Origin of the sequence: Pontixanthobacter sp. CEM42 (genome assembly GCF_017812015.1) — a bacterium.
In the GTDB taxonomy this organism is placed as follows: Bacteria; Pseudomonadota; Alphaproteobacteria; order Sphingomonadales; family Sphingomonadaceae; genus Pontixanthobacter.
Map to the genome: position 1 here is coordinate 1,099,226 of NZ_JADQTN010000001.1, position 26,224 is coordinate 1,125,449.

Here is a 26,224-nt window from a genome sequence, read left to right on the forward strand (position 1 = left end):
TTAGGAAGGCTCGGCGAGCAATTCCTCGAACAGATTGATCGTATCTGCACCGACCCATCCGTAGGTGTAGTTTGCTATATATAGCGCAGTTAGAACTGCTGCGATGATGGTCGCACGCAGCGCATGTCGCCCTGGTCGGAAATTGGCCGGAGCGCTGTCGGCTTGCCCGGGCACTTTGGGAATGCCCGCTTCGTCATGCGTTTTGACGCCGAAAGGCAGCATGACGAATGCCGTCATAACCCAGACCAATGCGTAGATCGCGACAATTGATGTGATCTTCATGTTGCTTACTCTGCCACCAGCATAACTCTGACCTGCGGTTTCTTCCCGCTCCAGCGCTGGGCGGCTCGGCGTGTTGCCAATCGCGTCGCTTCTGCAATGGCTTTACCATCCTTGCGGTCAGCGCCTTTGAGTCTCTTGAGCGCGCTAGAGATGTCAGACTGAGTCTCGTTCACAAAATCCGCGTAATCTTCATCCAACGGCAACCCGAAACACTCAATGCTCGCCCTACCCTTGGTATCAAGCGCCACAACGATCGCGCCGTTGTAGGCGATACGCCGCCGCATGGTGATCGATTCGCCATCGGCCGGAACAATGATGTCGCCATCAAGGACAAGCCTGCCCGTGTGGACCTGCGCGAGCCGGCTTGGCTTTCCAGGAGCAAGCCGCACGATATCGCCGTTCTTCTGGAAGACGTTCTCGGGAATCCCCGCCGCTTTGCCAACCCGCACTTGCTCCTGCATGTGGCGGATTTCGCCGTGTACGGGAACAAGTATCTCGGGCCGCAACCAAGAGTACATTTCCTCAAGCTCCGGCCGTCCCGGATGACCGGACACATGGATCTCGCTCTGACGGTCAGTAACCATCACCACTCCGCTATCCGCGAGCTTGTTCTGGATTTTGCCAATCGAGATTTCGTTGCCTGGTATCTGACGGCTGGAGAAGAGCACTACATCCCCGCGAACGAGTGCGAGCCGGTGATTTGACTCGGCAATCCGGGAGAGAGCAGCGCGCGGCTCACCCTGCCCGCCCGTTGCGACAATCATAACCTCACCGCGCGGCAGCCGCATTGCGGTGTCGAAATCCACTGGATCGGGGAAATCGAGCAGATAGCCGTGTGATTGCGATACTTCGAGGATACGGTCTAATGATCGCCCCGCGACACATACCTGGCGCCCGTGTGCTTTTGCCACTTCGCCGAGTGTCTGCAAGCGCGCGACATTGGATGCGAAAGTCGTTACCAGCACCCGCTTGCCAGCGTGCTTGCCGACTTCTTCCATCAGCCCCTGATACACAGCGCCTTCAGAACCACTTGGCTTCGGATTAAACACATTGGTGGAATCGCACACCATAGCAAGGACGCCCTCGTCGCCGATTTGCGTCAACTCTTCGCCGGTGGTGGGTTCACCGATGATTGGGTCCTCATCCAACTTCCAATCACCGGTGTGGAATATCCGGCCATACGGCGTGTCGATCACCAAAGCGTTACCTTCGGCAATTGAGTGCGCCAGCGGGACATAGCCAATATCAAATGGCCCGACCGAGAAGCTGTCAGTGCCCTCTATTACATTGAGCTCGACCTGATTGGATATTCCAGCCTCTTGCAGTTTTCGGCGGATCAGTTCGGCGGTGAATGGTGTCGCGTAAAGCGGTACGCCGATATCAGCAGCGAAGTAGGGGATCGCGCCGATATGGTCTTCATGCGCGTGAGTCAGGACAATACCTGCGAGATCGTCGAGCCGATCCTCAATGAATTCCAAATCGGCAAAGACCAGATCAACACCCGGATATTCGTTGCCGGAGAATGTCATACCGAGATCGACCATCAACCATTGGCCATCGCAGCCGTAGAGGTTGACGTTCATCCCGATCTCGCCAGAGCCACCAAGTGCTAGAAAGAGCAGCTCTTTTTCGGGGGTGAAGTCCTTCTTCACGAAGCAGCCCGATTGGCGAGAATTGCCAACCCTTGAATGGTCAAATCGGCGTCAACCACGTCGAAAATCTCAGTGTTATCGTCGAACAGAATCGCAAGCCCGCCGGTCGCAACGACCTTCGCTGGCCGCCCGATTTCATCGCGCATCTTCTGGATCAGTCCTTCCATCATCGCTACATAGCCCCAGAACACGCCGATCAGCATTTGATCCTCGGTATTCCGCCCGATTACACTCTTGGTGCTCGGTGCTTTGATAGCGATCCGCGGAAGTTTGGCAGTCTTTCCAACCAGCGCGTCGAGCGAGAGATTGATACCCGGTGCAATGATTCCGCCCTTGTAGGTGCCATTGAAATCAAGCGCTTCGAATTTGGTCGCAGTGCCGAAATCAACAACGATCAAATCGCCTTCATATTTCTCATGCGCGGCGACACAATTCAGCGCACGGTCTGCGCCCAAAGACTCCGGATGATCGACATCGATCTCGAAGCCCCATGGCGTGTCGCCTTTGCCTGCGATTAATGGCGTCAGGCCGAAATACTTCTTCGAAAGAACAGTCAGATTGTGATCAGCACGCGGCACGACCGAGGCGAAGATAATCTGTGTGATATCTTCCTTCTTGAAGCCTTCGATTCTCAATAGCTGAATCAGCCAAACCGCATATTCATCGCCCGTGCGGCGCGGATCGGTGGCAATGCGCCAGCGTGCTTTGATTTCATCGCCCTCAAACAAAGCGAAGACAACGTTGGTATTTCCGACATCGGCTGCAAGCAGCATAGTTTCGTTCCTTTAGGCCAATATCTTCAGGCCAATATCTCTAGGCCAGCATCACATCGCCAGCATGGATGGCACGGGTTGAGCCATCCGCCAAGCGCAGTAGCAGAGAACCATCATCAGCAAGACCGGCAAATTCGCCAGATTGCGTGGCTGTTTCAGTTTCGTGGAAAGTCAGAGGCGTTCCAACGGGATGGGCAGCATTGGTCCAACGCCTTAGCAACGGTTCCAAGCCATAGGTCCTCCAGCGCTCCAATTCGGTGTCGAACTGGACAGCTAGCCTTTCCGCAAAACCATTGCGGTCGGGTGCAGGGCCAAACTTTGCAAACGATACGGTTTCCCGATCAGACAAGTCGGGCGCCACCGCAAGATTTACACCGATACCAACAATTACCGCCTGCCCCTGCCCTTCGAGCAGGATACCAGCGAGCTTCGCGCGACCAATCAACAGATCATTGGGCCATTTAAGCGAGAGAGCATGAGGGTCCGGTACAAGTGACAAACATGCTTCGTATGCCGCCAACCCGGTCAGCAATGCCAAGGTCGATGCCGGAGGATCCGACTGAGCGATATGAACGACGGTCGAGCCCATAAAATTGCCGGAGCCATCAAACCAATCGCGCCCTTGCCTGCCGCGACCCGAACTCTGTCGGTCAGCAACCAACCAATGCCTCTCAGGCACACGCTCATTGTTGCTTAGACGCGTGGCCAGATCGCTGTTGGTCGACCCGGTTTCTGAAACGTATTCGATCAAATGACGAAGAACATCGCCGACGCGGCGCGCGCTGCGAGATCACCAAGCCATGGTGTCAGCAGATAACCGAGCGGCGACACAAAGATTGTCGTCACCAGAAGTACAACCCAGCGGGACGTTTCGCCCTTGGCTTCCACGACATCAGCAGGATCGTCAAAATACATGATCTTGACGATTTTGAGATAGTAGAACGCACCAATAACACTCGCTGCAATACCCAGCGCCGCCAGAATAATCATGTCCGCTTGGACAGCAGCTTGGAATACAACAAACTTGCCCCAGAAACCGAACAACGGCGGAATACCGGCAAGGCTCAGCATCATGATTGCAAGACATAGCGCAAGCAGACCGTGGGATCGGGACAGCCCGGCAATATCGGAGATATTCTCAACCTGATTGCCATCTTTATCCCGAAGCATCAGCACAGCGACGAAGCTACCCAAGGACATCGCCACATAGATCGCCAGATAGACCAGCATCGCAGCCGCGCCTGCTTCGGTCGCCGCCGCAAGACCGACCAGAATGAAACCGACATTGTTGATCGAACTGTAGGCGAGCAAGCGCTTGATATTCTCTTGCCCGATAGCCCCGAGTGCACCGACGACAATCGAGGCCAATGCGGCGAAGATAATGATCTGCTGCCATGCATCCGATTGCGCACCGAACGGATCAAGCGCAATCCGCATCGTGATCGCAATCGCGGCAACTTTGGGTGCTGTCGCGAAAAACGCGGTGACGGGTGTCGGTGCGCCTTCGTAAACATCCGGCGTCCACATGTGGAACGGCACAGCGGCAATCTTGAAGGCAAGACCAGCGAGGACAAATACCACGCCAAACAATGCGCCTGTGCCCATTCCATCGGCCAAAGCAGCGCGGATCCCAAGGTAGCTGGTAGAACCGGTAAAGCCGTACACAAGGCTCATACCGTAGAGCAAAATACCGCTCGCCAATGCGCCGAGGACGAAATATTTGAGACCAGCCTCTGCAGAGCGTTCATCGCTGCGGCTGTAGCTGGCCAGCACATAGGATGAGAGGCTGCTTAGCTCGAGGCCAATATAAAGTGTCATCAGATCAACGGCGGATACCATGATCCCCATGCCGACGGCACCAAATATCATCAGCACTGGATATTCAGGGCGATACTCGCCCTTCGCATCGAAGAATTTGGGCGTGACGATCAGACAGCCGATAGTCGCCAAATAGATCAGCAGCTTGGTGAAATTACCAAACGCATCCATGCGGTAGAGACCGCTCCACGCATCCGCACCTTGCGACAGGGCGTCGTTGGTGAACAGCTCCACCACAACCGCTCCTGCAGCTACAAGCGAAGCAATTGCGAGATAGGTGACCGTTTGGGCTGACTTGTTGCCTGCGAAGGCCGCAACCATCAGCAGGACCAGACCGGCGACCGCCAGAATAATTTCAGGCGCGGACAATTGGAATGAAAGCAGGAAGTCCATCAGTGCGCTCCCTCTGCTTTCTTGTCGATCTCAGGCATTGCGTTGGCAGCCTCTTCTAGCGGTTCGCCGACTACCAGTTTCGCATCCCCTTCAGGAGCGGCACGAGCAAGCCGCGCATCCAGCGCTGCAATGTCAGCACGCATTGGTGCAAGGAAGCTTTCGGGATAAACACCCATCCACAGAACCGCTGCAGCAATCGGGCCGAGCATGATCCACTCACGCAGCGACAAGTCCTTCATCGCGGCGGCGTCAGCGTTCTTCTGCTCACCAAAGGCCACCCGGCGGTAAAGATACAGCATATAACCAGCACCCAAGATGATGCCCGTCGTCAACACAAAGGTCGTCAGACTGGAAACCTTGTAGACACCCGCAAGGCTGAGGAATTCCGCGACAAACCCGCTAGTACCCGGCAGGCCAATGCTGGCCATCGTGAACAGCAGGAAGAACAGCGCATATTTCGGCATGTTGATCGCAAGGCCGCCATAACGGTCAATCTCTCGCGTATGCAGCTGGTCATAGATGATGCCCACGCACAGAAACAATGCGCCCGACACCAAACCGTGGCTCAGCATCATAATCATTGCGCCTTCAAGGCCCTGCACATTGAACGCAAACAGGCCCGCAGTCACAATCGCCATATGCGCGACCGAACTATAGGCGATCAGCTTCTTCATATCGTGCTGCACCAGCGCAATCAGGCTGGTGACGATCACTGCGACCATGGACAGACCGAAGATCAGCCACACGAATTGCGCGGATGCTTCGGGGAACATTGGCAGGCTGAAACGGATAAAGCCGTAACCGCCCATTTTCAGCAGAACACCCGCCAAAATGACTGAGCCTGCCGTTGGCGCCTGAACGTGCGCATCGGGCAACCAAGTATGCACCGGCCACATCGGCATTTTTACGGCGAAGCTGGCAAAGAATGCGAGCCATAGCCACGTTTGTGCCTCTGGCGCGAAATCGTAATTCATCAGCGTCGGGATGTATGTCGTGCCCGCTTCATTCACCATCCACAGCATCGCGATCAGCATCAGGACCGAACCGAGCAGCGTGTAGAGGAAGAATTTGTAGCTAGCGTAAATCCGGTTATCGCCGCCCCAGATGCCGATGATCAGATACATCGGGATCAGACCTGCCTCGAAGAAAATATAGAACAGGAACATATCCTGCGCGGCGAACACGCCGATCATCAGCAATTCCATGAACAGGAACGCTGCCATATATTCGCCCACACGCTTCTGGATCGATTCCCAGCTTGCGAGGATGCAGATCGGCATCAGGAATACAGACAACACAATCAGCATCAGCGCGATACCGTCGATGCCCAACGCATAGCTAAAGCCTGCGAACAGCTCTGCCCGCTCGGTAAATTGCCACTGAGCGCCGCCAATATCGTAGTTGACCCACAGCAGAATGCCGCAGGCTAGATTGATCAGCGTAGCGACCAAAGCAATGACACGTGCGGCCTCTGCCTTAACGAACAGACACGCAACCGCTGCAACGGCCAGAACGGCAAGCATAGTAGAAAGGATGGGAAAACCGCCCATTACATCAGCACCCATGTCACCGCCGCAACAACCCCGAGGATCATCACCAGCGCATAAGAATTAAGATAGCCCGACTGGATCTTCTTCGCCGCGACGGTGCCCTTTTGGACGACCCACGCCGCGCCATTGGGACCAAACCGGTCAATGATACCTTGATCACCAATGATCCAGAATTTCCGGCCCAGCCAGAATGCCGGACGGACAAACAAGAAGTTATAGAGCTCGTCGAAATACCACTTGTTGAACACGAACCGGTGCACATAGCGGAACTGGTCGACGAACTTGCCCGGGATCGAAGTGTCCTTGATGTAGGCCAGCCACGCGCCGAACAGGCCGAGCAGCATAACCACAAAGGCCGAGTATTTCACCCAATACGGAACCGCATGCATCGCATCGATCAAGTTTGCGTTGAAGAAGATCGAGCTGCCCCAGAACGCAGCATCATCGAGGAAGCTTGGCGCAAACACTTGTCCGGCAAAAATCGCACCGAGCGACAGCACGCCAAGCGGAACCAGCATTGAAACCGGGCTTTCGTGTGGTTGATAGCCACCAGTTGTGTCCTCGCCAGCTCCTTCCGGTGTCTTGTGGACGCTGTGCTGAATATGCTCGCTTTCGATCCAGCGTGGCTTGCCCCAGAAAGTCAGGAACATCAGTCGCCAGCTGTAGAAGCTAGTCAGCAACGCTGCGAACACACCCATCCAGAATGCAAAGGTGCCGAGGCCGGTTCCGCGCGCAAATGCAACTTCGAGAATAGCATCTTTCGACCAGAAGCCGGCAAAGCCAGCGCCGAGGTGATAAACACCCACGCCAGTAATCGCGAGCGTACCAAACATCATCGCCCAGAATGTGATCGGGATCTTCTTACGCAGGCCGCCATAATACCGCATGTCCTGCTCGTGATGCATCGCATGGATCACCGAACCGGCACCAAGGAACAACAGCGCTTTGAAGAATGCGTGGGTGAACAGGTGGAACATCGCCACGCCGTAAGCGCCTACGCCAGCGGCAAAGAACATATATCCCAACTGCGAGCAGGTTGAATACGCAATAACCCGCTTGATGTCCCACTGCGTGGTACCGATTGTCGCGGCGAAGATACAGGTTGCTGCACCGACGAATGTGACCATTGCGAGAGCTACCGGAGCAGCCTCAAACATTGGCGAGAGGCGGCACACCATGAATACGCCCGCGGTCACCATAGTCGCAGCGTGGATCAGGGCAGAAACAGGTGTAGGCCCCTCCATCGCGTCGGGCAGCCAAGTATGCAGACCAAGCTGCGCGGACTTACCCATCGCGCCGATGAACAGCAGAATGCACAGAATATCCATCGTGTGCATCCGGTAGCCCATGAAGCCAATAGTTGCGCCGCTCATCGTAGGGGCAGCTTCGAGAATTTCGGGAATGCTGGTCGTGCCGAACACGATGAATGTGCCAAAGATACCCAGCATAAAGCCAAGGTCACCCACTCGGTTTACCACGAAGGCTTTGATCGCCGCTGCGTTGGCGGTTGGTTTCTTGAACCAGAAACCGATCAGCAAATAGGATGCGAGGCCTACCCCTTCCCAGCCAAAGAACATCTGGACGAGGTTATCGGCGGTCACCAGCATCAGCATGGCAAAGGTGAACAGGCTCAGATAGGCGAAGAAGCGCGGTTGATCCGGATCCTCGTCCATATAGCCCCAGCTATACAGGTGAACGAGCGCAGACACGGTGGTGATCACCACCAGCATAACGGCGGTGAGCGTGTCGACGCGCAGCGCCCAATCGAAGCTCAGATTACCTGACTGGACCCATTGCAGAACCGGAACGACTTCAGCCGTAGCGGTGCCTGATATAAAGCCGTAAAAGATCGGCCAGCTGAGCAAGCAGGATACGAACAGCGAACCGGTCGTAATCGTTTTGACGACTGTATTGCCAAACGCACGGTTGCCCAACCCGCCGACAATTGCGGCGAGCAAAGGCAGGAATACGATAAGCAGTATCGAAGTGTGGAGCACCGGTGCTTATCCCTTCATCCGGTTGACATCATCGACCGCGATAGTGCCGCGGCCACGGAAATAGATGACGAGAATGGCAAGCCCGATAGCCGCTTCTGCCGCAGCGACGGTCAGCACGAACATCGCAAACACTTGCCCGGTCAGATCATTCAAGAACGCGCTAAAAGCGACCAATTGAATGTTCACCGCGAGCAGGATCAACTCGATCGCCATCAGAATGATGATCACGTTCTTCCGGTTGAGGAAAATGCCCAACACGCCGAGCACGAACAGGATCGCGCTGACCACGATGAAGTGCTCGATAGCGATACCACCTAGATTGGTCATAGCTCGACCCCCTTGCCCACTTCGGGGTTCTGCATTTCGGTCGCGTCTTCGGGACGGCGGCGGTTCTGTTTGCCGATGTCTTGCTGGCCGCGAACATCCGCAGCGCTTTTCTCAAGCGTCAGCACAATCGCGCCAATCATCGCCACCAGCAGAATGATACCAGCAGCTTCGAACAGGAAGATGTACTTGCTGTAGAGCAGTGTACCGAGCGAGGTGATATTGCTCTCGCCAATCATCGGTGCAGCAGACCCGTCAGCTACACCGAGTTCCAAGGCACCTGCTTTGTAAGCTCCGATACCGAGTACCAGCTCGGCCAGAAGCACCAGCGCAATCGCGATTCCTAGTGGGAAATTCTTGATGAAACCGGCCCGCATCTCGGCGAAGTCGATATTGAGCATCATTACTACGAACAGGAACAACACCGCGACTGCACCGACATAAACGATGACCAGCAGCATCGCGATAAACTCCGCGCCAACAAGGACCATCAGGCCTGCCGCATTGAAGAATGCCATGATAAGCCACAACACGGAATGCACCGGGTTACGCGCGGTAATTGTGAACACGCCACTGGCGATCACAAGAAGCGCGAACAGGTAAAAGGCGAGTGTTTGGATCATTGTTACGCGCGGCCCCTATCTGTACGGCGCATCGGCTTCAAGGTTAGCGGCCAGTGCGCGCTCCCACTTGTCCCCGTTGGCCAACAATTTCGCTTTGTCGTACAGCAATTCTTCGCGTGTTTCGGTTGCGTATTCGAAATTCGGTCCCTCGACGATGGCATCAACTGGGCACGCTTCTTGGCAGAAACCGCAATAGATGCACTTCGTCATATCAATGTCATAGCGCGTGGTGCGACGCGAACCGTCATCGCGCGGTTCTGACTCGATGGTGATCGCTTGCGCCGGGCACACCGCCTCACACAGCTTACAGGCGATGCAGCGCTCTTCCCCATTGGGGTAGCGGCGTAGCGCATGCTCACCGCGGAAACGTGGGCTAAGCGGGTTCTTCTCGAACGGATAATTGATCGTCACTTTGGGTTTGAAGAAATACTTCAAGGTCAGCATATGCGCCTTGACGATTTCCCACAGAGTGAACGATTTAATGAGATGTGCTAGAGTGCTCATGATGCCTCGCCTCCGCTGGCTGTTGCCACGGAGCATGTGCCCTTGATTTCCATAGTTTCGCCATCAGGCGTGGTACCCTTGATCGCAATGGAACTTGTACCAGCGTCTGTATCGAGATCACTAATGTCCAAATCGACATTAAACTCGGGTGCGGTCAGTTTTATATACAGGTTGGTCGGTAGAGAATCGAAGACCTGTGCGATCTTGCGGTCCTTCGCCAACACTTCACCATCGCCGGTAACTTTGTATAGCGTCAACACATTGCCGCGATGTGCCGCAGTAGCTTCCTCGGAAGGTGCGAACACAGTCAGATAGGCTGTCTCAGCGCGACAATCGAATGTCGTGCCGGACATCGCAGCAGCTGCGGCTGTGGCTAGGAGAATGCTCATAGCGGCGCATACCTCGTCAACATCAGATATCCGGAGATCAGGAATACGAACAGCAGGCTCAGCGGCAGGAACACTTTCCAGCCAAGGCGCATCAATTGGTCATAGCGGTACCGGGGCACGGTTCCCCAGGTCCAACTGAAGATGAAGAAGAAGACAAACATCTTCCCGAACAGCCATATCCAGCCCGGTATTGCGTAGAGCGGTTCCCACTCGACCGGCGGCAACCACCCGCCGAAGAATAGGATCGCACATAGCGCGCACATCAGCAAAATGTTGGCGTACTCGCCGAGCCAGAACAGTGCGAAGGACATCGAGCTATATTCGGTCTGATAACCGGCGACGAGTTCGGACTCAGCCTCGGTCAGATCGAATGGTGCACGCGCCGTCTCTGCCATGGCAGAGATCAGGAACATCACGAAGAGTGGGAACAGCAGCGGATTAAACGCAAAGGCATTCACGAAGCCCAGCCCGTGCCCCTTCTGCGCCACGATAATATCGTTGAGATTAAACGAGTTTGCCCACAGCACTACACACACCAGAATGAAGCCGATAGAGACCTCATAGGAGATCATCTGAGCAGCGGCGCGCATCGCGGAGAAGAACGGATATTTGGAGTTGGACGCCCAGCCCGAGATAACCACGCCGTATACACCCAGCGAACTCACCGCGAGAACGTAGAGCAATCCGACATTGATATCCGCCAGCACCGCTCCGGAGTTGAACGGAATCACCGCCCATGCAGCGAGTGCCACGGTGAACGTGATAATCGGCGCGAGCAGGAAAAGGCCCTTATTCGCCGCCGAGGGAATGATCGTTTCCTGCAGGAAGACTTTCAAGCCGTCGGCAAAGCTTTGCAGCAAACCGAACGGACCAACCACATTGGGCCCGCGCCGCATCATAATCGCGCCGAGAACCTTGCGGTCGACATAGATAATCATCGCAACTGCCAGCATCAGCGGCAGCGCAATCAGCAGAATACCTGCGATGGTCGCAGTGAACCACGCAAATTCGTAACTCATGCCGAAGGATTGGAAATATTCGGTCATCAGTCGCAGTCCCCGCCTTCGCTGTACGAGCCGCCACCGCCATTAGACGATTCAGAATTCGGCCCCCGGCCCAACTTTCCCATGAAAGATGGAGCGAACGTCGACAGCAGCATCAAGACAATAAGGAAAGCCAAAGCACCTCCAAAGAGTATCAGCACATTCATTCCGCCGCCTCCGCCAGTTCTTCACCGTGGATCAGTTCTGCAGAACATTGCTGCATCGTCGCGCTGGCGCGGGCGATGGGATTGGTCAGATAGAAATCCTTGATCGGATAGGCCGCAATCGTTCCTTCCGCTTTGGCCTTGCTGTCCGCTTTCGGAAGATCGCCAAAATCGGCCAAACCTTCTTCGCCCAGTGCAGGCACAGCTTTGATCATCGCGGCTTGCAATTCGGCAAAGCTGTCAAAACCAACGCTCACGCCCAAAGCATCCGCCAGCGCGCGCAGGATAGTCCAATCCTCGCGCGCATCGCCGGGCGCAAACACGGCTTTTTCGGCAAATTGCACGCGGCCTTCAGTGTTGACGTAAGTGCCATCCTTCTCGGCATAGGACGCCGCTGGCAGAATGATATCCGCGGCATGCGCGCCTTTATCACCGTGGTGGCCGATATAGACTTTCAGCGCGTCGACAAATGGCTCGAAATCCATTTCATCCGCGCCCAGAGAGAACACCACTTTCGGTTTCGCTTTGACGACATCCGCCATGCCGTTTTTCTGCGCGTAGCCGAGCATCAACCCGCCCATCCGTGCAGCAGAGAAGTGCATCACGTTGAAGCCATTCCAGCCATCTTTGACGAGCTTGAACTTATCGACGAGTTTGAGGCCAGCACCGAGCGCACCTTGCGCCAGTGCAGCACCGCCGAGGATAACCGCCGGCCGTTCAGCCTTCTTCATCGCATCGCCAAGCGCTTTGGGAATACGGTTTAGGACAGACAGATCTTCGCCGAGGAAGGTCGCAGGATATGTGGTTTCCCATTTAGGCCCGACCACAAACACTTGTGCGCCGTTCTTCACAGCCTTTCTAATACGGGCATTGACCAGCGCCGCTTCCCAGCGAACGTGGCTGCCCACGATCAGGATCGCATCAGCGGTCTCGATACCAGCAAAGGTCGTGTTGAAATTGACCGCAGCCAAGTTCGACACATCATAATCCATGCCGGTCTGGCGGCCTTCGAGCAGTTTGCTACCCATCGCGCCCAGCAGCGCTTTGGCCGCGAACATCGTTTCACAATCGACCATATCGCCCGCAATTGCAGCGACATTCTTGCCCGGCTTGGCTTTGGCGATGGCCTTAAACGCCTCGTCCCAGCTGGATTCAGCCAGCTTACCACGCTTGCGCATGAAAACTTTGTCGAGACGGCGCTTGGTCAAGCCATCGACTTGATAGCGGCCTTTGTCGCTGAGCCATTCCTCATTCACATCATCATTGATGCGGGGGAGCGCGCGCATAACTTCGCGCCCACGGCTATCGAGACGGATATTCGCGCCAACCGCGTCGGACACGTCGATGCTCAGTGTCTTCTTGAGCTCCCACGGACGCGCTTCAAATGCGTAAGGACGCGAGGTGAGCGCACCAACAGGGCACAGATCAATCACATTGGCGCTCAGTTCGTGCGCCGCAGCCTGTTCAAGATAGGTGGTGATCTGCATATCTTCGCCGCGATACAGCGCGCCGATTTCGTCCACGCCAGCGATCTCCTCGCTAAAACGAACGCAGCGAGTACAGTGAATGCAGCGGGTCATAACCGTCTTGATCAACGGGCCCATATATTTCTCGGTCACCGCACGCTTATTTGCGTCATAGCGCGTTGCACCGCGACCATAGGCCATGGACTGGTCTTGCAGGTCGCATTCGCCGCCCTGATCGCAAATCGGGCAGTCGAGCGGGTGGTTAATCAGCAGAAATTCCATCACGCCTTCGCGCGCGGTTTTCACCATCTCGCTGTCGGTACGGATTTCCTGGCCTTCGGCAGCCGGCAGCGCGCAGCTAGCCTGCGGCTTAGGCGGTCCAGGCTTCACTTCGACCAGACACATGCGGCAATTGCCGGCAATGCTCAGCCGTTCATGATAACAGAAGCGCGGGATCTCTTTGCCCGCAAGCTCACAAGCCTGAAGGACAGTCGCGCCTTCAGGGACTTCGAGTTCCTGTCCATCTACGGTTAGCTTAGGCATTATTCAGCAGCCTCCGCGAATTGCGCGTTATGCTCTTCGATACGTCGTTCAAGTTCAGGGCGGAAATGCCGGATCAAGCCCTGGATCGGCCATGCGGCTGCGTCGCCAAGTGCGCAGATTGTGTGACCTTCAACCTGCTTGGTAACCTGTTGCAACATATCGATTTCTTCGATAGCTGCATCACCAGTGCGCAGGCGCTCCATCATCCGCCACATCCAACCAGTGCCTTCACGACATGGCGTACACTGGCCGCAGCTTTCGTGCTTGTAGAAATAGCTGATCCGGCTGATCGCGCGGACGATATCGGTGGATTTGTCCATCACGATAACCGCTGCAGTACCGAGGCCAGACCCGACAGCCTTCAGACCATCGAAATCCATCGGCGCGTCGATAATATCCTTCGCCGGAACCAACGGAACCGAAGAGCCACCGGGGATTACAGCCAGTAGATTGTCCCACCCGCCAGTGATGCCGCCGCAATGCTTTTCAATTAGCTCGCGGAAAGGAATGCTCATTTCCTCTTCGACGACGCATGGCTTTTCGACATGGCCGCTGATCTGGAACAGTTTCGTGCCGTGATTGCCTTCATTGCCGAAGCTTGAGAACCAGCTTGCGCCACGCCGTAGGATCGTCGGCACAACCGCGATACTCTCGACATTGTTCACTGTGGTCGGGCAACCATAGAGGCCCGCACCCGCCGGAAATGGCGGCTTCAGGCGTGGCTGGCCTTTTTTACCTTCAAGGCTTTCGATCATCGCGGTTTCTTCACCGCAAATGTAAGCGCCTGCACCGCGGTGCATGAACACGTCGAAGTCGTAGCCGGAACCGCTAGCATTCTTGCCGATCAGACCGGCAGCATTTGCCTCATCAATGGCTTTCTGTAGCACTTCAGCTTCGCGAATATATTCGCCGCGAATGTAGATATAGGCAGCCCGCGCACGCATCGCGAAACCGGCGACCAACGCGCCCTCAATCAGCTTGTGCGGATCATGGCGGATAATCTCGCGGTCTTTGCACGAACCCGGCTCGGATTCGTCGGCGTTGATGACAAGGAAGCTCGGCCGACCGTCTTTGCTCTCTTTCGGCATAAACGACCATTTCAGGCCGGTCGGGAAACCAGCCCCGCCCCGCCCGCGCAGACCCGATGCTTTCATCTCGTCGATGATAGCATCATTGCCGCGCGCGATCAGCGCTTTGGTATTGTCCCAATCGCCGCGCTTCTTCGCAGCCTTAAGGCCAGCGTCCTGGAAGCCGTACAGATTGGTGAAAATGCGGTCTTTGTCTTGAAGGCTCATAGTGGCAGCCCTCCTTGCGAAACGAAGTAAATGGCGCCCACCACGATCAATGCGATGACGCCGAATTTGATCAGGCCCATCAAAACCTTCCACGCAATTACGACCAGAATAATGGCGATGATAATCGTGCCGATTTCCATCACATGTCCCCTGGTGAGCTTTGGTGACGGGCCGCTCTGATCCCGCGCAGTGCGAGCACTTGGAACAGCAAGCCAATACCCATCAGCGCGATGCCCAATGTCCGCTCACCAGCTGACGCATTATATGCGCCGATGAGGAAACTCGCGAGGCCGCAAATGGCGTAGAGGATGGTGCGGATGCCCATCACGCGCCCTTGCTTTTCGACATACGAATAGCAGCCAGCGAGAAAAACACCGCTCCAACGCCCATAAACACTGCGCCGCTAGACTGCCCTTCTCCGAAAGACAGATATGCACCGATTGCGACCGATAAGACCGCCGCAAAAAGTATCGCGAGAATGCCGCCATTCATTACCAGTCTCCCCGATAATCGTGATTGGCGTCGACCATTTCTTTGAGCGTAGTCGGCCCGCCCGAAGGCTCGGATGTGTGACGACCGGGCTCTTGCGTGCCCTCTTTCGGCTCTTCGCCCGCAGCGAGTGCATCCAGCACCGCATCAAGGCGTTCGACGGTCAAATCTTCGTAATTGCCATCATTGATCTGAACCATTGGCGCAGTCGCGCAATTGCCCATGCATTCGACTTCGGTCAGCGTCCACAGGCCGTCTTCGGACACTTTGCCCTTCTCCATCCCGCGTTTCTTGCAGGCAGAGATAATGTCGTCCGATCCGCGTAGCATGCACGGCGTGGTGCCGCACACTTGCACGTGGAATTTACCCACCGGAACAAGGTTATACATGAAATAGAAGGTCGCGACTTCGAGTACGCGAATAACCGGCACATCGATATAGGCAGCGACATATTCGATCACCGGCAGCGGCAACCAGCCCTGCGTATCGGTCTCCTCACCCACCTGGCGCTGCGCCAGATCGAGCAGCGGCATCACCGCCGATTTGGCGCGACCTTCAGGGTATTTGGCAATATGCCAGTCCGCCTTCTTGGCGTTTTCTTTTGTCCAAGCAAAAGAGTCCCAGCGCTCGCGCAGTTCCGGCGTATCGGGTGCGATGTGACGATCAGCCATCGGAATGTCCAATCAGATCAGCGTTATGTAACGTAATCAACGAAATCTTCTCGCCTTTGAATGACAACGAAATACCGGGCGGAGTTCTACGCGAAACACCTTTACAGCTCCACAATATGTAGACTGTGGACGGATCGCTTGCCCCACGAAACGGGCTGCGCGGCGTGCAAGACGCAAACTTCTCGAGCGCACCACGGCTCTCGCCGCTGGCAGATTTGGTGAAGTCGGAAACCTCCAGCTCGACCCCACCGACAATAGCTTCAACCAACCGCTCCGCAGCTGCAATTTGTGGATCAGAGCTATGTGCCACCGAAGTTAATATGAGAGCCGCGAGCAAACTCACCGGTCACACTCCCCGAACACCACATCAATCGCGCCAAGAATCGCGGTGGCATCAGGCAGCATGTGGCCTTTGCTCATAAATTCCATAGCTTGCAGGTGGCTGAAGGCCGTCGGGCGGATTTTGCAGCGGTATGGTTTGTTGCTGCCGTCGCTCACCAGATAGACGCCAAACTCACCCTTGGGGCTTTCGGTCGCAACATAGACTTCGCCCGCCGGGACGTGGAAGCCCTCTGTGTAGAGTTTGAAGTGATGGATCAGCGCTTCCATGCTCTGCTTCATCTCGCCGCGTTTTGGCGGGGAGACTTTGCGATCATCGCTGGCAATCGGGCCTTCGGGCATTTCTGCGAGGCATTGCTTGATGATCTTCGCGCTCTCGTACACTTCCTTCACGCGAACCATGAAACGATCATAGCAATCGGAATTGGTGCCAACCGGAATGTCGAAATCCATCCGGTCATACACTTCGTAAGGCTGCGATTTGCGCAGATCCCATGGAATACCCGCCGCACGGATCAGCGGGCCGGAGAAGCCCCAAGCCAGCGCATCTTCTTTGCTCACCAGAGCGATATCGACATTGCGCTGTTTGAAGATGCGGTTGTCGATCACGAGGCTCATCGCATCGCCGAACAGTTCCGGCAGGCGGCCATCGACCCAGTCACCAATATCGGTCAACAGCTTCAACGGCACATCCTGATGGACACCGCCGGGCCGGAAATACGCGCTGTGCATTCGTGCACCGGACGCGCGTTCGAAGAAGTTGAGGCAATCCTCGCGCAGCTCAAACACCCACAGATTCGGCGTCATCGCGCCGACATCCATCACATGCGCACCGATATTGAGCATGTGATTGCAGATGCGGGTCAGCTCGGCGAACAGCACGCGCAGATACTGCGCGCGCTCTGGCACTTCTATATTGAGCAACTTCTCAATCGCGAGCACATAGGAATGCTCCTGCGCGAGCGGCGAACAGTAATCGAGACGGTCGAAATAGGGCAGCGCCTGCAGATAGGTCTTATGCTCAATCAGCTTTTCAGTGCCGCGGTGAAGCAAGCCCACATGCGGATCGACGCGCTCGATGATCTCGCCATCAAGCTCCATCACCATCCGCAAAACGCCGTGCGCCGCAGGGTGCTGGGGACCGAAATTGATCGTGTAGTTGGAGATGACTTCGCCGTCAGTGGTCAGCGATTCTTCGAGCTGCATGCTCATTTCGCGTCTCCTGATGGTTTGGCGGCTTTCTTCGTCGCCTTTTTACCGGCGCCAGTGTCTTTCGGACTGTCCGTCGTTTTTGGCGTATCAACCGGTGGTTCTTCCGCCTTTTCATCGCCCGGAAGCACATACTCCGCACCTTCCCACGGGCTCATAAAGTCAAACTGGCGCAAATCCTGCGCGAGTTTGACCGGCTCATACACCACCCGCTTTTCCTCTTCGGAATAACGCAGCTCGGTGTAGCCGGTGAGCGGGAAGTCTTTGCGGAAGGGATGCCCTTCGAAACCGTAATCGGTCAGAATGCGGCGAAGATCGGTGTTGCCGTCGAACAGAACGCCATACATGTCGAACACTTCACGCTCGAGCCAGCCGGCATTGGGCCATAGCGTTGTGACGGTTGGCACAGCGGTGCTCTCGTCAGTCGAAAGCTTCACCATCAGACGGTGGTTCTTGGTGACTGACAGCAGCATATAAACGACTTCGAACCGCTCTGCACGATCCGGATAGTCGACACCGGCAATTTCCATAAGTTGCTGATACTGATGCTCGTCACGCAGTAAACGCAGCACATCTTCGATACTGTCGCGTTTAACCGTGAACAGCAACTCGCCATGCGCTTCGGCGGCATCAACCAGATGCACGCCCATCGCCTTCGAAAGCGTATCGAGCATACCATCATTGCTGGCATATTTCGGAGCGGAGTGAAGGACAGCCATCTTAGCGCTCAATCGTCCCGCTACGGCGGATTTTCCGCTGCAACTGCATCACACCGTAAAGCAGAGCTTCTGCTGTCGGAGGGCAGCCCGGAATGTAGATATCAACCGGCACAATCCGGTCACATCCGCGAACTACGCTGTAGCTGTAGTGATAATAGCCACCGCCATTGGCACAGCTGCCCATCGAAATCACATATTTCGGGTTGGACATCTGATCGTACACTTTGCGCAGCGCCGGTGCCATCTTGTTGCACAGCGTACCGGCGACGATCATCACATCCGATTGACGCGGGGAAGCGCGCGGGGTCACACCAAACCGCTCCATATCATAGCGCGGCATGTTCACGTGGATCATCTCGACCGCACAGCATGCGAGGCCGAAAGTCATCCACCACAATGAACCGGTCCGCGCCCATTCAAACAGGTCCTCAGTGCTGGTGACAAGGAAACCCTTGTCATTCACTTCTGTTTGCAGCGCGTTGAAATAATCCGCGTCGGGCTGGCGAACTTCACCACCCTGTGCCGTCGGAAGCAGCGAGCTTTGCTCGGCTAAAGGTATCTGCTGATTGCTCATTCCCAATTCAGAGCCCCCATCTTCCATTCATAGGCAAGGCCAATGGCCAGAATGCCGAGGAATACCATCATTGCCGTCCAGCCAGCCCAGCCGGTGTATTCAAGGCTAACCGCCCAAGGAAACAGGAACGCTGCCTCAAGGTCGAACAGAATGAACGAAATCGCAACGAGATAGAAACGCACGTCGAACGGGCTGCGCGGGTCTTCGAAAGCGGGGAAGCCGCACTCATACTCGCTGTTCTTCTCGGTGGTCGGCTCGTGCACACCTGTAAGGCGCGAAACGCCCATTGGGAGAAACACAAAAAGCACCGAGATTCCCAATGCAATGAACATGAAGATCAGGATCGGAAGATATTCCAAGGGGTCGAACAAAGCGCCACACTCTATCAGCTTCAAAAGATAAGCCGCGCCCTAGTCCTCTGCCCCGCGCTTCGCAAGGGGGCATAAGGTGCAAAATTGGCGAAAACCCGTGCGTTTTGCACAATGTGTCAATCGAGCGGCAGTCGTCGTATTTGAGTCGGGATTGGCGGTTTGTCCGGAATGAGGGCGCCGCCTTTGCCAAAACGGTCCCATTGGCCGTTCGCGACGTAGTACAGCGCACCGTCGTGAATGCTACCACCAAGCGGCTCGGTCCAAGCAGGATGGGCCTGCTCCAGAACTGTGAGATTGGTCGCGCTCATTCCATCTGGCGATAATTCTATCGAGACAATCCGCATTGGATTGGTTCCATTCTGGACAGCTATCAGCCGGTTGCCATACCGCCAAAGCCCGTCAATGCCGTCTAGAATCATTGGGGCTTGTGCCGACAGCCGGTGAACCGACATGGTCTGAAAATCAAACACGCCGATACCGTAACGATAATCGCTGATGTAGAGTTTGCTACTATCGATACTCGTGGCCAGACCCTGCGGCGAACGAAATTGTCCGGGCTCAATCAAAGTGTTTATGTAGCGGTACGATGGCTCTGCAAAATACACGCCTCCACCTACTGGATCACTGAAATATGCAGTGCCACTATCGGCAACTGTCACGTCGGAAAGATTGACGTCTTCCGGTGCGCGCAGCCGGGAAATTGTCGTCGTTTCGGCGTGCCGCTCCGTATGGTAGGCGCCGACATGGTAGGCACCTTCTTTCGGCGTCATTCCAAGGGCTCCGGCTGCAATCCAGCGATGTGTACCCGACGGATCAAATGCTATCCCGCTTAAGCTCTGTGGTTCCAATCTTCCATTTCTGGACAGATCTTTTACGCCCCACGAGCCATCGGCGCTTTGTCGGTGGAGTTTTCGCGAAACAACCGAGGTGGCGTCGAGTAAACCTGTCTGTGGATCAATCGCGACGCCCTCCACCAAGAGGGCATCGGCAGGGATGGTAGCCGCCAAGGAGCTTGCGGCAATTGGACCAGAATTCCGGTCCAGCATACTGCCCAGCTTTGCGGCAATAGCGGTATCACCTGCCATTTCCAGGATTTGCGCGCGCGCCGCATCGCTGAACGAGTAGCCCCTTTCGGCAAGCCACATCGCTTCTTTCACGGCACCGGCGATGTTCTTGGCTCCGGCATGATGTCGAAGCAGCCTCAGCCGGACCGAAGAGCTATCCGGAAACGCTTCCGCCAATTCCTGCAGGCCCGCTAGGTCGGCAATCTTGCCCGTTTCAGCATCAACTTTGCGCCAGACAGAGGCGGGCGAAACCGTCGAACCCGCGCCTGCGGCCGAAACCGGCTTAGGCGGCGGTGCGTAGGCGCATGCTGACAGCAGCAATACGCCTGCGATGCCTGCCGCCGCACGCATCATTTCAGTTGCGTCGCAATCGCTTTCTTGGTGGCTTTGCCATAGGGCGGCTTGAAGCCCGCCAGTTTCGCCACATCGATCTTGGGTTGCTGATAGACCGACCGCGCGTGGCTGAACTCTTTGAAGCCTTCCGGCCCATGATAGGAACCGATGCCCGAGGGTCCGACACCGCCAAACGGCAGATCATCCATCGAGATATGGAAGATCACGTCGTTCACAGTCACCCCGCCGGAAACTGTTTGTTTCAAGACCTGCTCGCGCTCGCCGCTGTCCTCGCCGAAGTAATACAAGCCAAGCGGGCGATCGTTCTGGTTCACATAATTAATCGCCTCGCCAACATCCTTGTAGGTTTTGACGGGCAGCACAGGGCCGAAAATCTCTTCCTGCATCGCTTCCATATCGTCGGTGACGTTGCGAAGGATCGTCAGCGGCATCTTGCGGCCGTTGGAGTTGGAGAAGTCTTCATCTGCCGGATTGACCTCAATCACATCCGCACCCTTCGCCTTTGCGTCCGCTACCATGCCTTGCAGTCGGTCAAAATGGCGGTCGGTGACGACAGAGGCATAGTCCTCATTGTCGAGCAATGTCGGGTATTGTTCGTGTACGCCAAGCTGGACGCCAGCGATGGCAGCCTCTTCCTTGTCTTCGGGTACGATCATGTAATCGGGCGCAAGGCATATCTGCCCGGCGTTCATCATTTTACCCATCGCTACGCGCGAACCGGCTTTTTCCAGATCAGCGCTACGCCCCAAAATGACCGGTGATTTGCCGCCAAGTTCAAGCGTTACAGGCACTAGGTTTCGGCCCGCAGCTTCCATCACTTTGCGACCCGTTGCGGTCGAACCGGTAAACAGCAGATGATCGAATTGCAGTGATGAGAACGCCTGAGCCACTTCGGGGCTACCGGTAATGACCGCGACTTCATCTTGCGAGAAATATTCGCCGACCAGTTTTTCCATCATTGCCGAAGTCGCTTCAGTGAACTCCGAAGGCTTGATCATCGCGCGGTTGCCGGCGGCCAAAATCTGCATCAGCGGATTGAATGTCAGTTGAACCGGGAAATTCCACGGACTGAGAATACCGACAACACCTTTGGGCTCGTAACGAACCTCTGCCTTAGCGCCCAGCAAGCCCAGCGGAAACGTAACCTTACGCTTGTCAGCCTTGGACCATTTGTCGATGTGCTTGAGGCAATATTTGCCGAAATTCACCGAGCTGACGATATCGGTCATCATGCCCATATCTACGCTGCGATTACCGAAATCGGCGCTCATCGCTTTGCACAACTCTTCGCCGTGATCTTTTACCAAAGACATGGCGCGTTTGATGCGATCTTTGCGCACGCTGATATCTTCCGGGCGCGCGGCGGTGAAAGCATCGCGCTGCAGTTTCAGGATTGCTTCCATTTCAGCTTTTTTGTCGGCGGCCATTATGTCTCTCTCCATTGGTATCTATTTGCCACCGATTGTCGCGGAGTGTGCAGCGAATGACAAGCCCGAATGACCACGCTGACTTGCAAAGTGAATCCGTCGCATAGCTATGTCGATTGATTTTGATGCGCTGCAACATTAGGTCACTTGGCAACGATACCCCTAACTGGAAAGCATCCCATGACCCAATTCTCTGCCGCCGACCCAATTGTTATCTTGTCCTATGCCCGTACACCGATGGGTAGCATGCAAGGCGCATTGTCCGATGCGTCGGCAACAGAACTGGGCGCGACAGCGGTGAAGGCTGCGGTGGAGCGCTCGGGCGTATCGGGCGATGCAATTGACCGCATCTACATGGGCTGCGTGCTTCCTGCCGGTTTGGGTCAAGCCCCTGCCCGCCAAGCTGCGTTGAAGGCTGGTCTGCCAAAGTCAGTTCAAGCCACCACAGTCAACAAGGTCTGCGGTTCGGGCATGCAAACGGTCATCATGGGCGCAGAGGCTCTGGCTGCTGGTTCCATCGACACGGCAATCGCAGGCGGTATGGAGAGCATGACCAATGCGCCGTACCTGCTCAAGAAGCACCGCTCGGGCGCGCGGATCGGGCATGACACTGCCTATGATCATATGTTCCTAGACGGCCTTGAGGATGCTTACGAAGAAGGCCGCGCAATGGGCACCTTCGCTCAGGATACCGCCAACGAATATCAACTGACTCGTGAGGAAATGGACGAGTACTCGATCGAGTCGCTTCGCCGCGCCAATGCTGCCATCGAAAGCGGCGCGTTTGCCGACGAAGTTGTTCCGGTGACGATCAGTACCCGCCGCGGCGACACAGTGGTCGACACCGACGAAGCTCCAGGTCGCGGTTGTCCGGATAAGATCCCGACACTTCGCCCCGCTTTCGCCAAGGATGGGACGATCACAGCAGCCACTTCGAGCTCGATTTCGGACGGTGCTGCCGCGGTTGTTCTGACTCGCAAGAGTGTTGCTGAAGAAAAAGGTCAGGAAGCGGTTGCCACCATCGTCGCGACCGCCGCTCACGCTCAGGAGCCTTCAGAGTTCACCATCGCGCCAATCGGGGCGATCAATTCTGTCTTGGAAAAAGCTGGCTGGTCCACTGACGATGTCGATATCTGGGAAGTCAACGAGGCCTTCGCATGTGTTGCCATGTTCGCGATGCGCGACATCGGCATCCCGCATGACAAGATCAATATCAACGGCGGCGGCACGGCTCTGGGACACCCCATCGGCGCCAGCGGGACACGGATCATCGTGACCTTGCTCAATGCTCTGAAGAAGCAGGGTAAGACGCGCGGCGTGGCAAGCTTGTGCATCGGTGGCGGAGAAGCAACCGCTATCGCTGTCGAAATGGCCTAAGAACCAGCCACTTACGGTTTTGATTCGGATACCGGACTGATTGGTGGTACCTAGCGCGCTTCGTTTCATGGAGGGAATATTATGAAAAAACTGATCGTACTCGCTAGCTGTGTCGCTCTTGCTGCTTGCTCAAAAGGTGAAGCCCCTGCTGAGCCTGATGCCGAAGTGACCGCAGAGGCACCTGCTGAAGAAGAAAGCATGGCGGGAACCTATGATGCGACCTATCCCGATGGCACCAAGCGCACCACCACCATCGACGCCGACGGCAACTTTGTGAACTATGATGGTGAAACAGAAGTTGGCCGCGGTACGGTTGCAATGGTCAACGATCAAACCTGCTTCAACTCGGCTGAAGAAGGCTCTGCTCCTGTATGCTATACCGATGGCGAACCAGCCGAAGACGGCAGCTGGGTAGCGACCGCTGATGACGGCACCGAAGTGACTGTTATGAAGCGCGCTGAGGAAGCTGCTGCTGAATAAGCTAGCGCTTCAACCACCTACGAAAAGGGCGGCACTTTTGCCGCCCTTTTTTGTGCTTTAACGATTGAAACAGAACCCTACGGTTCACCCGCGCCCCATATCCTGTTTTGCTTGATCCAGCCCTCTCGGCCGCCCACGTCGAACTCGCACCATCCGGCTGAACAATTGCCAAGCGAACCGACAACACCAACGGCCGCGTTCCACTTCAGTTTGCCAGTATCAGCGGGCGCATCACGCATCGCCGCCACGCCTTCTCCGACAACAACAGCACCGCGATTGGCGCTGAGCAGGTTGCCGCTGACCCAACCTTCAGTCCCTTCGGAATCGCGCACAAGACGCCAACCTTCAGCCACGCGCACGACCTTCACCGGCAATCCGTCACGCTTATAAACCCACTCGATCTTATACTCACGGCTGGGTCCGACACGCATGTTCAGTTCCGACGTGTCGATGGTAGCCCAATACGGCGTTTCGCGCTTTTGCGCTTGCCCAGGAACGGACACCAAAGCTGCGACCATAATGATAGGGAGAATCCGAAACTTCATGATAGCTTCTTAACGCGTTCGCAGGTCATGCCACAAGCAGTCATCTTAACCTTCGGAATGCTTCACGCTTGACGCTTCGCCCTGCCCCGTCCTAGCGACTTCAGTATGCCCAATAGTAATGACACAGCGACGCGGCGGGTCGACGGCACTCCAAAGGTCGTCGTCACTCGCCAATTGATGCCATCGGTCGAAGCGCGGATGGTCGAGTTATATGATACGTCGCTGAATTCAGGCGATACTCCGTTTTCTCGCGAGCAGCTCGTCGAGGCGATGCAGGACACCGATGTGATCGTGCCGACGGTAACCGACCGTATTGATGCCGATTTGATTGCCAAAGCCGGTGAGCGGCTCGGACTAATCGCAAGCTTCGGTGCCGGAACCGATCATATCGACCTGAAGGCTGCGCGCGATCGCGGCATTATGGTGACCAACACGCCGAGCGTATTCACCGACGATACCGCTGACCTCACCATGGCTCTGATCATCGGCGTGCCGCGAAGGGTGCGTGAGGGTGTTGCATTGGTCCGCCGCGGCGAGTGGACCGGTTGGGCACCTTCTGGAATGCTGGGCCGTCAACTGGGCGGCAAAACGCTGGGTATCATCGGCATGGGCCGGATCGGCCAAGCGGTTGCCCACCGCGCCCGCGCCTTCGGTCTCAAAACTGCCTATCACAACCGGCATCGGCTTCCGCTCGCCGTCGAAACCATGCTTGGCGCAGAATTCTTCGAGCATGAAGACGAACTGATCGCCGCATCGGACATTGTGACACTCCATTGCCCTGCGACAGAGCGGACCATCGGTTTCTACGATTCCGGTCGGTTCGATCTGATGAAGGACGGATCCTGCCTGATCAACACAGCGCGTGGTGATCTGGTCGATCAAGAAGCGCTGGTTGCAGCGCTTGAAAGCGGCAAACTGGCGGGCGCCGGTCTGGATGTCTATCCTGACGAACCGAAGGTCGACAAACGTTTGCTAGCACACCCGAATGTTATGACCCTCCCCCATATCGGTAGCGCAACCGCCGAAGGTCGCGAGGCCTCAGGCCTGAAAGTCATCGCCAACATCCGTATGTGGGCCGATGGGCACAGACCGCCGGATCAGGTTCTGGACGCGTTGGTCAGCTAGCCAATTGCGCTCGCGCATCGGCGATAATGGCCAGTATTTCTTTCACCGTTTTGCGCGATGAACCCATCTCGAAATGCTTTGCCGAGACCGCATATCGCCGGTCGGACTCGCTTACCTGACCACGTGCACATTCGGGAGCAACAACACCGTCATGCTCCGACCAGATTGCAACGGTCGGAACCGATGGCTTCTGAGCCGGGTCTTCGTCGAATGGCGGATTTTCAACCGTGTGATCGTTGATCGCATCGTAGAGACGCCAAGCGCGGTTTGCATGTCGATTGCCGGAGAACGGTGAACCGAGCGTCACCACCATTGATACCAATTCTGGATGCCGTTGCGCCAGAACGCGAGCGTATATTCCACCAAGACTCCAACCGATGATCATCGCTGGACAGTGCTCGGTCATCTCAACCAGTCGCTGTTCAGCGCAGGCCATGTAGTCTTGCCTGATGCCGGTATTCACGCGAACGCCCCAACCTTGGGCATCAAAGCCAGCTTTGCGAAGCGATTTGCGCAACAGGGCGGTTGCCTGATCGCCTGACATCATTCCAGGGATGACCAGCGCAGGTTCGCCATCTGCAATTTTCGATGCGGCGACCGGCCGTCTGAACGGCGTGACCAAAACCTTCGGCACCGCAAGCAATTCTCCAAGCGAGTATCTTAG

General features: G+C 56.0%; 30 protein-coding genes. 3 read left to right on the top strand and 27 right to left on the bottom strand.

The window, feature by feature from the left end:
* The 25 genes from J9777_RS05265 to J9777_RS05385 form a co-directional block, all read right to left on the bottom strand.
* Entirely contained in the window at positions 1-282 is a 282-nt protein-coding gene (locus J9777_RS05265) for a DUF1467 family protein (RefSeq protein ID WP_209347705.1), read from the bottom strand.
* A gap of 5 nt (positions 283-287) precedes the next feature.
* Entirely contained in the window at positions 288-1,934 is a 1,647-nt protein-coding gene (locus J9777_RS05270) for a ribonuclease J (RefSeq protein ID WP_348631942.1), read from the bottom strand.
* On the bottom strand, positions 1,931-2,707 hold the full coding sequence (locus J9777_RS05275) for a type III pantothenate kinase (protein WP_209347706.1): 777 nt from the start codon (positions 2,705-2,707) through the stop codon (positions 1,931-1,933). The genes J9777_RS05270 and J9777_RS05275 overlap by 4 nt, the downstream gene beginning before the upstream one ends.
* A gap of 40 nt (positions 2,708-2,747) precedes the next feature.
* Positions 2,748-3,458 (bottom strand): biotin--[acetyl-CoA-carboxylase] ligase, encoded by a 711-nt coding sequence (locus J9777_RS05280; RefSeq protein ID WP_209347707.1) that lies wholly within the window; start codon positions 3,456-3,458, stop codon positions 2,748-2,750.
* Positions 3,455-4,918, bottom strand: coding sequence for an NADH-quinone oxidoreductase subunit NuoN (nuoN, locus tag J9777_RS05285; protein WP_209347708.1), 1,464 nt, complete (start codon positions 4,916-4,918; stop codon positions 3,455-3,457). Before nuoN ends, J9777_RS05280 begins: the two co-directional genes overlap by 4 nt.
* Entirely contained in the window at positions 4,918-6,468 is a 1,551-nt protein-coding gene (locus J9777_RS05290) for an NADH-quinone oxidoreductase subunit M (protein ID WP_209348613.1), read from the bottom strand. Before J9777_RS05290 ends, nuoN begins: the two co-directional genes overlap by 1 nt.
* Positions 6,468-8,465, bottom strand: coding sequence for an NADH-quinone oxidoreductase subunit L (nuoL, locus tag J9777_RS05295; RefSeq protein ID WP_209347709.1), 1,998 nt, complete (start codon positions 8,463-8,465; stop codon positions 6,468-6,470). Before nuoL ends, J9777_RS05290 begins: the two co-directional genes overlap by 1 nt.
* A gap of 6 nt (positions 8,466-8,471) precedes the next feature.
* Positions 8,472-8,792, bottom strand: coding sequence for an NADH-quinone oxidoreductase subunit NuoK (gene nuoK, locus J9777_RS05300; RefSeq protein ID WP_209347710.1), 321 nt, complete (start codon positions 8,790-8,792; stop codon positions 8,472-8,474).
* Positions 8,789-9,412 carry an NADH-quinone oxidoreductase subunit J gene (locus J9777_RS05305; RefSeq protein ID WP_209347711.1) on the bottom strand — a complete coding sequence of 208 codons (624 nt, stop codon included), beginning with the start codon at positions 9,410-9,412 and terminating at the stop codon, positions 8,789-8,791. The genes nuoK and J9777_RS05305 overlap by 4 nt, the downstream gene beginning before the upstream one ends.
* Positions 9,413-9,427: 15 nt before the next feature.
* On the bottom strand, positions 9,428-9,916 hold the full coding sequence (gene nuoI / locus J9777_RS05310) for an NADH-quinone oxidoreductase subunit NuoI (protein ID WP_209347712.1): 489 nt from the start codon (positions 9,914-9,916) through the stop codon (positions 9,428-9,430).
* Entirely contained in the window at positions 9,913-10,305 is a 393-nt protein-coding gene (locus J9777_RS05315; protein ID WP_209347713.1) for a hypothetical protein, read from the bottom strand. The genes nuoI and J9777_RS05315 overlap by 4 nt, the downstream gene beginning before the upstream one ends.
* The gene (gene nuoH / locus J9777_RS05320) at positions 10,302-11,351 is read right to left on the bottom strand and encodes an NADH-quinone oxidoreductase subunit NuoH (protein ID WP_209347714.1); all 1,050 of its coding nucleotides are present in this window, start codon (positions 11,349-11,351) and stop codon (positions 10,302-10,304) included. The genes J9777_RS05315 and nuoH overlap by 4 nt, the downstream gene beginning before the upstream one ends.
* A gap of 160 nt (positions 11,352-11,511) precedes the next feature.
* On the bottom strand, positions 11,512-13,521 hold the full coding sequence (gene nuoG, locus J9777_RS05325) for an NADH-quinone oxidoreductase subunit NuoG (RefSeq protein ID WP_209347715.1): 2,010 nt from the start codon (positions 13,519-13,521) through the stop codon (positions 11,512-11,514).
* Positions 13,521-14,816 (bottom strand): NADH-quinone oxidoreductase subunit NuoF, encoded by a 1,296-nt coding sequence (gene nuoF / locus J9777_RS05330; RefSeq protein WP_209347716.1) that lies wholly within the window; start codon positions 14,814-14,816, stop codon positions 13,521-13,523. Before nuoF ends, nuoG begins: the two co-directional genes overlap by 1 nt.
* On the bottom strand, positions 14,813-14,956 hold the full coding sequence (locus J9777_RS05335) for a hypothetical protein (protein ID WP_209347717.1): 144 nt from the start codon (positions 14,954-14,956) through the stop codon (positions 14,813-14,815). The genes nuoF and J9777_RS05335 overlap by 4 nt, the downstream gene beginning before the upstream one ends.
* Positions 14,956-15,141 (bottom strand): hypothetical protein, encoded by a 186-nt coding sequence (locus J9777_RS05340; RefSeq protein ID WP_209347718.1) that lies wholly within the window; start codon positions 15,139-15,141, stop codon positions 14,956-14,958. Before J9777_RS05340 ends, J9777_RS05335 begins: the two co-directional genes overlap by 1 nt.
* A complete protein-coding gene (locus J9777_RS05345) occupies positions 15,141-15,308 on the bottom strand; it encodes a hypothetical protein (protein ID WP_209347719.1) in 168 nt (55 codons plus the stop codon). The genes J9777_RS05340 and J9777_RS05345 overlap by 1 nt, the downstream gene beginning before the upstream one ends.
* Positions 15,308-15,976, bottom strand: a complete 669-nt coding sequence (gene nuoE, locus J9777_RS05350; protein WP_209347720.1) for an NADH-quinone oxidoreductase subunit NuoE — start codon at positions 15,974-15,976, stop codon at positions 15,308-15,310. The genes J9777_RS05345 and nuoE overlap by 1 nt, the downstream gene beginning before the upstream one ends.
* Complete coding sequence (locus tag J9777_RS05355) at positions 15,969-16,319, bottom strand: hypothetical protein (protein ID WP_209347721.1); 351 nt, start codon at positions 16,317-16,319, stop codon at positions 15,969-15,971. The genes nuoE and J9777_RS05355 overlap by 8 nt, the downstream gene beginning before the upstream one ends.
* Positions 16,316-17,527: an NADH-quinone oxidoreductase subunit D gene (locus J9777_RS05360; RefSeq protein ID WP_209347722.1), complete on the bottom strand. Its 1,212-nt coding sequence runs from the start codon at positions 17,525-17,527 to the stop codon at positions 16,316-16,318. The genes J9777_RS05355 and J9777_RS05360 overlap by 4 nt, the downstream gene beginning before the upstream one ends.
* Positions 17,524-18,243 (bottom strand): NADH-quinone oxidoreductase subunit C, encoded by a 720-nt coding sequence (locus tag J9777_RS05365; RefSeq protein ID WP_209347723.1) that lies wholly within the window; start codon positions 18,241-18,243, stop codon positions 17,524-17,526. The genes J9777_RS05360 and J9777_RS05365 overlap by 4 nt, the downstream gene beginning before the upstream one ends.
* Before the next feature lies 1 nt (position 18,244).
* On the bottom strand, positions 18,245-18,817 hold the full coding sequence (locus tag J9777_RS05370) for an NADH-quinone oxidoreductase subunit B (RefSeq protein ID WP_245228511.1): 573 nt from the start codon (positions 18,815-18,817) through the stop codon (positions 18,245-18,247).
* Positions 18,814-19,188 (bottom strand): NADH-quinone oxidoreductase subunit A, encoded by a 375-nt coding sequence (gene ndhC, locus J9777_RS05375; RefSeq protein ID WP_209347724.1) that lies wholly within the window; start codon positions 19,186-19,188, stop codon positions 18,814-18,816. Before ndhC ends, J9777_RS05370 begins: the two co-directional genes overlap by 4 nt.
* A 116-nt stretch (positions 19,189-19,304) precedes the next feature.
* The gene (locus J9777_RS05380) at positions 19,305-20,606 is read right to left on the bottom strand and encodes a hypothetical protein (RefSeq protein ID WP_209347725.1); all 1,302 of its coding nucleotides are present in this window, start codon (positions 20,604-20,606) and stop codon (positions 19,305-19,307) included.
* Positions 20,603-22,033: a coniferyl aldehyde dehydrogenase gene (locus tag J9777_RS05385; RefSeq protein WP_209347726.1), complete on the bottom strand. Its 1,431-nt coding sequence runs from the start codon at positions 22,031-22,033 to the stop codon at positions 20,603-20,605. The genes J9777_RS05380 and J9777_RS05385 overlap by 4 nt, the downstream gene beginning before the upstream one ends.
* 180 nt (positions 22,034-22,213) lie before the next feature.
* Here J9777_RS05385 and J9777_RS05390 point away from each other — a divergent pair, with 180 nt between their 5' ends.
* Entirely contained in the window at positions 22,214-23,410 is a 1,197-nt protein-coding gene (locus tag J9777_RS05390) for an acetyl-CoA C-acyltransferase (protein WP_209347727.1), read from the top strand.
* A gap of 81 nt (positions 23,411-23,491) precedes the next feature.
* On the top strand, positions 23,492-23,890 hold the full coding sequence (locus J9777_RS05395; RefSeq protein WP_209347728.1) for a hypothetical protein: 399 nt from the start codon (positions 23,492-23,494) through the stop codon (positions 23,888-23,890).
* A gap of 77 nt (positions 23,891-23,967) precedes the next feature.
* Here J9777_RS05395 and J9777_RS05400 read toward each other — a convergent pair whose 3' ends face one another.
* Positions 23,968-24,435, bottom strand: a complete 468-nt coding sequence (locus tag J9777_RS05400) for an SH3 domain-containing protein (RefSeq protein ID WP_209347729.1) — start codon at positions 24,433-24,435, stop codon at positions 23,968-23,970.
* Between the two features lie 105 nt (positions 24,436-24,540).
* Here J9777_RS05400 and J9777_RS05405 point away from each other — a divergent pair, with 105 nt between their 5' ends.
* A complete protein-coding gene (locus J9777_RS05405; RefSeq protein ID WP_209347730.1) occupies positions 24,541-25,560 on the top strand; it encodes a D-glycerate dehydrogenase in 1,020 nt (339 codons plus the stop codon).
* Here J9777_RS05405 and J9777_RS05410 read toward each other — a convergent pair.
* A complete protein-coding gene (locus tag J9777_RS05410; RefSeq protein WP_348631944.1) occupies positions 25,553-26,194 on the bottom strand; it encodes an alpha/beta hydrolase in 642 nt (213 codons plus the stop codon). The two genes, J9777_RS05405 and J9777_RS05410, sit on opposite strands and share 8 nt — an antisense overlap.
* Positions 26,195-26,224: the final 30 nt, after the last annotated feature.